At 36.5% G+C, this 6,000-nt stretch carries 3 protein-coding genes; all 3 read left to right on the top strand.

What is annotated here, in order from left to right; translation table 11 throughout:
• The first annotated feature begins 475 nt into the window (after nucleotides 1-475).
• The 3 genes from ACMA47_RS13145 to ACMA47_RS13155 all read left to right on the top strand — a co-directional run bounded on the left by ACMA47_RS13145 (nucleotide 476) and on the right by ACMA47_RS13155 (nucleotide 5,973).
• Complete coding sequence (locus ACMA47_RS13145; protein ID WP_413930120.1) at nucleotides 476-3,616, top strand: SusC/RagA family TonB-linked outer membrane protein; 3,141 nt, start codon at nucleotides 476-478, stop codon at nucleotides 3,614-3,616.
• Between the two features lie 24 nt (nucleotides 3,617-3,640).
• A complete protein-coding gene (locus ACMA47_RS13150; RefSeq protein ID WP_413930121.1) occupies nucleotides 3,641-5,296 on the top strand; it encodes a SusD/RagB family nutrient-binding outer membrane lipoprotein in 1,656 nt (551 codons plus the stop codon).
• A 434-nt stretch (nucleotides 5,297-5,730) separates the two neighbouring features.
• Entirely contained in the window at nucleotides 5,731-5,973 is a 243-nt protein-coding gene (locus ACMA47_RS13155; protein WP_413930122.1) for a hypothetical protein, read from the top strand.
• Nucleotides 5,974-6,000 lie beyond the last annotated feature (27 nt).

Consider the following 6,000-nt stretch of genomic DNA (forward strand, 5'->3'; position numbering starts at 1 on the left):
TAAGCTTTTCGGATAACGCTTTTCTAAAATACTATTTATTCCACACATGGTGAAATTTAAATAAAAATTTTATTAATTAATCATTACTTAGTAGCTATTGTTGATTACTCATTGCTTATGTTAGGAATTGTGCTAGGTTAAGTATAAAGAAAAAAAACATTGTCACATTGGGAAGGGATTTTTTACACATGACATAAATTGACAATAAAAACACTTTACAGCTATAGATTTACCAGATAAAAAGTATATATCAAATAAAAAAAGTAAAAAAAAATAAAATTCATAAACGACAATCTATAATCAATATTTTATATTTCCAATAGTATCATTAACAGAATATTATACGCTAAAATTAAGATTAAACGACAAAAAAGCACCTATTAATCATTGTAAATCAATACCTTACATGTTGATTTTATATTAAAGTATCATATTTTTTTTTAATATTGCAGGACTAAGCAAATGATGAACAAAAATGAAACAATTAAGTAAAGGGTTACCCATGGCCGCCAGTGTTTTTTGTTTTCTACTCAGTACAAATCAAATAAACGCTCAAAAAATACAGAAAGATTCAGTAAAGAATAAGGAAATTGATGAAGTTGTGGTTACTGCACTTGGAATAAAAAGAGATCAGAGAAAATTAGGCTACGCTATTACTAAAGTTGATACCAAAGACATAACACAGGCTGGTGTTGTTAATCCTATGGAAGCTCTTCAGGGAAAACTCCCGGGGGTAGAAATTACTGCCGGGTCCGGAGGTCCGCAGTCTAGTGCCAGAATTCAGATCCGTGGAAATACATCATTGGGAGGCAATAACCAACCACTAATTGTTGTTGACGGAGTAGTTATAGACAATGGTGTAAGCGGTGCGGATTCCTGGGGTTCTGGTTATGATTTCGGTAATGAAATGAAGAACCTTAACTCAGATGTTTTTGAGTCCGTTTCTATATTAAGGGGAGCTGCAGCATCTGCTCTTTATGGTTCGCGGGCTGCTAATGGGGTTATTGTTATTACGACCAAAAAAGGAAAAGGTACAAACGGGTTGGGTGTCAGGATAAATTCTTCTCTTACTACACAGCATGTCTACAATGGTCCCATATTTCAGAATGAATTTGGTGCCGGTATTAGATCTAATTTTTCAACGGATGCAAACGGGGACCGTTTTATAGATCCAAACAATTTTTTTTACAGCTATGGGCCAAAATTTGATGGAAACCCAGTACAGGATATTGATGGCAGAACAATTCTATGGAATCCTCAACCGGATAATTATAAGGATATTTACCAGGTAGGATTTGATCGTAAAAACTCATTCGAACTCTCCGGGGGAAATGATAAATCTACTATTTTATTGAGTTATACCAATCAGGAAGCCGATGGAATCCTTCCCCGTAATAAGTTTATCAAGAATGCCTATTTCATCCGCGCAACCCATCACTACAGTAAATATTTGCAGGTAGATGCAAGTTTCAACTATAATAGGTCTTTCGGGCAGAATCCAGTACCTCAGGGAGGAAATGAAAGCCCACTCTTCAGTTTTATATATGGTACTCCCAGAAGTTTTGATGCCGTATATTGGAAAAATAATTATCTGGACCCTGTAAAAGGGGGAATGAAACAAGACAATACGGATCCTTACGGTATGGCATCTACTTATTTTAATCTTTTCCAGAATACTAGAACCCAGAAAGAAAACAACTATATAGGCCGGATAGAACTCAAATCCCAGCTGACAGACTGGCTGAACCTTATGGTAACCGGCAACTTCAATAATTATGATTTTCTTAATGAATCTAAAATACTTGGAGAAAATCCAGGGTTCACAGGAGGCGGTTATAGCATTTTGGAAGGAAGGAAAGAACAATATACTACAAAATTTTTATTAAATGCCAACTTCAAATTAACAGAGAATCTTAGCCTTAATGCATCTATTGGTGGAGAAGACTTCAGGTCCAAATATAAAGCCACAAGGCAATGGACCAATGGAGGACTGAATTCTCCCGGTGTTTTCCAAATCCAGAACTCAATAGATCCGGTAGGAAGCGAAACCTATTATGCTGATGGCAATCAGTCTCCAAAAAGAATTCAGGGGTTGTACGCTTTTGCCAATTTCGCCTGGAAAAACCAACTATTCATTGATATTACAGGCCGGAATGACTGGTCTTCCACATTGTCCTATCCAGATGGACATGGAAACATAAGCTATTTCTATCCTTCATTTGTTGGAAACTGGATATTTTCTAATTCCTTACAACTTCCAAAATGGATAAATTCCGGAAGCCTGAGAGGAAGTCTGGCATGGGTGGGAAGAGATACTTCTCCATACAACACTAGCTCGGGCCTCTACTACAGACCCGATCCTTCTGCTTACAATTCACCTGATGGAACACGCATTCCCTTGACTGGCTTCAATAGTAATTCGCTGGCGAATTTAAATTTAAAAAATGAATTGAGCAGATCCATAGAATTTGGACTAAATATGGCTTTTTTCAATAACCGGCTGGATTTTGATGTTTCATTTTATAAAACCAACACCACCAATCAGCTGTTAACACTTTCCTTACCACAAGAGTCAGGGCTTAGCCAACAGCAGATCAATGCTGGAAATTTACAAAATCAGGGTATAGAAGTAGTTGTCAATGCGATTCCGATAAAATCATCCAACTTCAGATGGAATACAACAGTTACATTCTCTCAAAACAGGGATAAACTTATTGAACTGTATCCGGGAGTTACTGAATATGTATTAAACTGGGGCATGGGAACTGATGTAAAAAGTATAGCAATACCTGGCCAACAATACGGTTTGATACAAACCAGATATGCCTATGCAAGATATCAGGCGCTGGACGCAAATGGTAATAAAATTGATGATCCCAGAAACGGCATGAAAGTTCTGAAAGCCGATGGCTCTTATCTGAGATCGGATTCTTACCAAAACCAGGGATATACTACGGTAGGAAAGTTAACTCCTGATTTTTTAGCCAGTTTCAGAAATACTTTCAGGTATAAAAATTTATCTTTAAGTGTACTGATAGATGCAAGAGTAGGAGGCGATATTCTTTCTGCCACCTATAATTATGGTGTTCAGTTTGGTAATTTATCCTCCACATTACAGTACAGGGATGAAGAGAGAGGAGGAATCAAATATACTGATTCTAATGGCAACATTCAGTTTGGGGTGATTCCTGAAGGAGTATTTAGCCAGAATACCAGTATAAAAGATAAGCAAGGCGTTACCCGAGATGTAAGTGGTATGACTTATCAGGAAGCCTATGAAAAAGGATGGATCGACCCTGTAAGCGCAGCTTCTTATTACAACAATTTGGGCTCATGGAGTAGAGGAATCCGGGAACAGTCTATATTTGAAAATACTTGGGTTTCTCTTCGTGAAGCACGCTTAACCTATTCCTTTAAACCGGAAATGATCAAATCTCTTGGAATAAATACTTTAAACCTTTCTCTTATCGGCAGAAACTTATTCTATATATACAATAAACTACCGGATGGGATAAATCCTGAAGGAAAATATTCCAACAGTGCAGGTAGCTTTGCAGAATATGGAGGCTCTCCTATGTCCAGATATTTAGGATTTAATCTGGATTTCTCATTCTAAAATTATTATCTAAAGATTATTAAAATGAAAAAAATACTTATACTTACCCTATCATTTTTTCTGTTTACATCCTGTACCAGCGATTTTGCAGAGATTAATACCAATCCCATAGATCAAATAAAAGCTACACCTGAAGAACTTCTGCCTTTAGCAATAATGAAAGGATTTGATGGCAGTTTCGAGTATTATTATGATTACTACCGCAGAATTATGCCCTGGACCCAGACGTTGGTTCCCAGCACAGGTAATTCATCTCAGTTTATGGATGACGGTTCCAATATGAATCAAAGGAAAGATATTTTTTATGGAGACCATGGCGCTTTACTTACAGACATCATCTACAAAATTGATCATATGCCGGCTGAGGAACAAAAGAAATACGTGAATATTAAAAGCATTGCTATCATTTTAAAAGTTTATTATGCATGGTATGTAACGGATATTAATGGAAGTATGGCTTATACAGAAGCCTTCCAGGCGCGCTATGGAGGAACACAAACTCCTAAATATGAAACACAGGAACAATTGTATGATGTTTTTGACAAACAGTTAGATGATGTTTATACTGCAATTCAAAGTGCTGATCCATCTGTACAGGTAAATCCCGGCGAAAAAGATTTATTCTTTAACGGAGATATCAGCAAATGGAAACGGGTGGCTAATTCATTGCGATTAAAAATAGCATCAAGACTCATGAAAAGAAACCCTGCAAAACTGACTTCCATTGCTACACAGGTTTTATCAAGAGATGAAATTAACAGTACAACAGTAAGCTTTATGTTGAGGGCAAGAAGATTTACAGAACATGGTAATTTTAACCCTTCAGGAATGTCTGCCTCAAAACCTATGGTTGACTTTATGAACACCAGTAAAGATCCCAGAATATCTATATTTTTTCAGCAGAATGATTATTCCCAGGAAAATATAGACAAGCTTGTAGCAGCTGGTAAAATGAAAACTACTATGGAAAGTCAGCGCTATGTTGGTGGCCTTGTCAGCCCTAACATGGTTTCAGCCAATATGAGCCGTTATTATACTTCAGCAAAAAGATTATTAAATGGAGTGAACTATGATACGATTTCCAGGTTACAATATAGAATCTGGAGGCCTGAAAATACTTCAAAAGGTATTATTGGAACAGGAAATGCAATATTCCCAATTCTTACCTATGCTGATTATTCTTTGTTGAAAGCAGAACTGGCCGCAAGAAATCTTATTCCTGGTAATGTAAAAGACCTTTATGAACAAGGAATCAGAGCATCTATTGAAACCTATAACTATATTGCCAAAGAAGCATTGGTAGATTATTATAAAGTAGCCAATGATGCTGATATTATAGCTTATCTTAATGATTCCCAAATTAAATTTAATCCGTCATTAGCATTGGAACAGATTATCATTCAGGAATATTTAAACTATTTCAAACAACCTAATGAAGTATGGGCACTCATCAAAAGAACGGGATTACCTAATGTATCAACTGCTCTTAAGCTGGAAAATCCATTCAGTGAAGCCGGAGTTCTGTTAATAATGCCAAGAAGAATTGTTCTTTCAACCCCTTCAAAAGATAATCTGAATTATCAAAATCAAAAAAATGCACTTGATCAAATGAAGCAAGATCCTGAATTTGGAGCCAGTGAAAGTGATATACAAGGTCGTATTTGGTGGGATAAGAAATAAATTCTCCCTTCACTAGTGGTTTTCTGTCGTATTAAGGATCTGAGTCGCCATATCTACAATCTTCATATTCTTAGGCTATTGGATCCTTATACGACGATAATCTCTTAGCTGAGTGATGAATGGGACAAAATGTGATTAATGAATGAACAATGATAATGGATAAATAATTAGTGCCAGGTAATTGGTTACGAGTTATTGAGATTAGCATCAAAGATGCAAGTGTGAGGATCACTTCTATTCCAATTGTATCATTCAATAGCAATCAAGGTTTATGTATGAGAGGTTTGAAGGATGTAAGATGACAGGATAATGTCTAAGTTTTTTCAGCAGTCAGTATTAGCAGTGTCATGCTGAGCGGAGTCGAAGCATTTTAATGAAGAAGAACTCTGTTTAGACTCCTTTGGAGTGACAATTCTGAGAGATAAAGAACAGCAATGATGGTAAAGACTACTACCAGGTATAAAGAATTGATGGAGGAAGCCGGAGGCTGGGAGCTGGAAGGAAAGAAAAAGATCCAAGTAATTGACTCATTACTTACTACTTATAAGCTCATCCCGTTGAACAGCTACCTAACATTTGCTATCTGCTGCCTAATCCCTGCTACCTACGATCTGGATATATCTACAAAACAAAAAAACCTTTATCGTAAAGATAAAGGTTTTTTAAAAATAAAATAAAAACTGGCGGCGGCCTACTCTCCCGCG

The sequence above is a fragment of the Chryseobacterium sp. T20 genome (assembly GCF_047345655.1).
GTDB lineage: Bacteria > Bacteroidota > Bacteroidia > Flavobacteriales > Weeksellaceae > Chryseobacterium.

Excerpts from the sequence above, each read along its gene's own strand:
- ACMA47_RS13150 (WP_413930121.1), top strand. The coding sequence starts at position 3,641 with ATGAAAAAAATACTTATACTTACCCTATCATTTTTTCTGTTTACATCC.
- ACMA47_RS13145 (WP_413930120.1), top strand. The coding sequence starts at position 476 with ATGAAACAATTAAGTAAAGGGTTACCCATGGCCGCCAGTGTTTTTTGT.
- ACMA47_RS13155 (WP_413930122.1), top strand. The coding sequence starts at position 5,731 with ATGATGGTAAAGACTACTACCAGGTATAAAGAATTGATGGAGGAAGCC.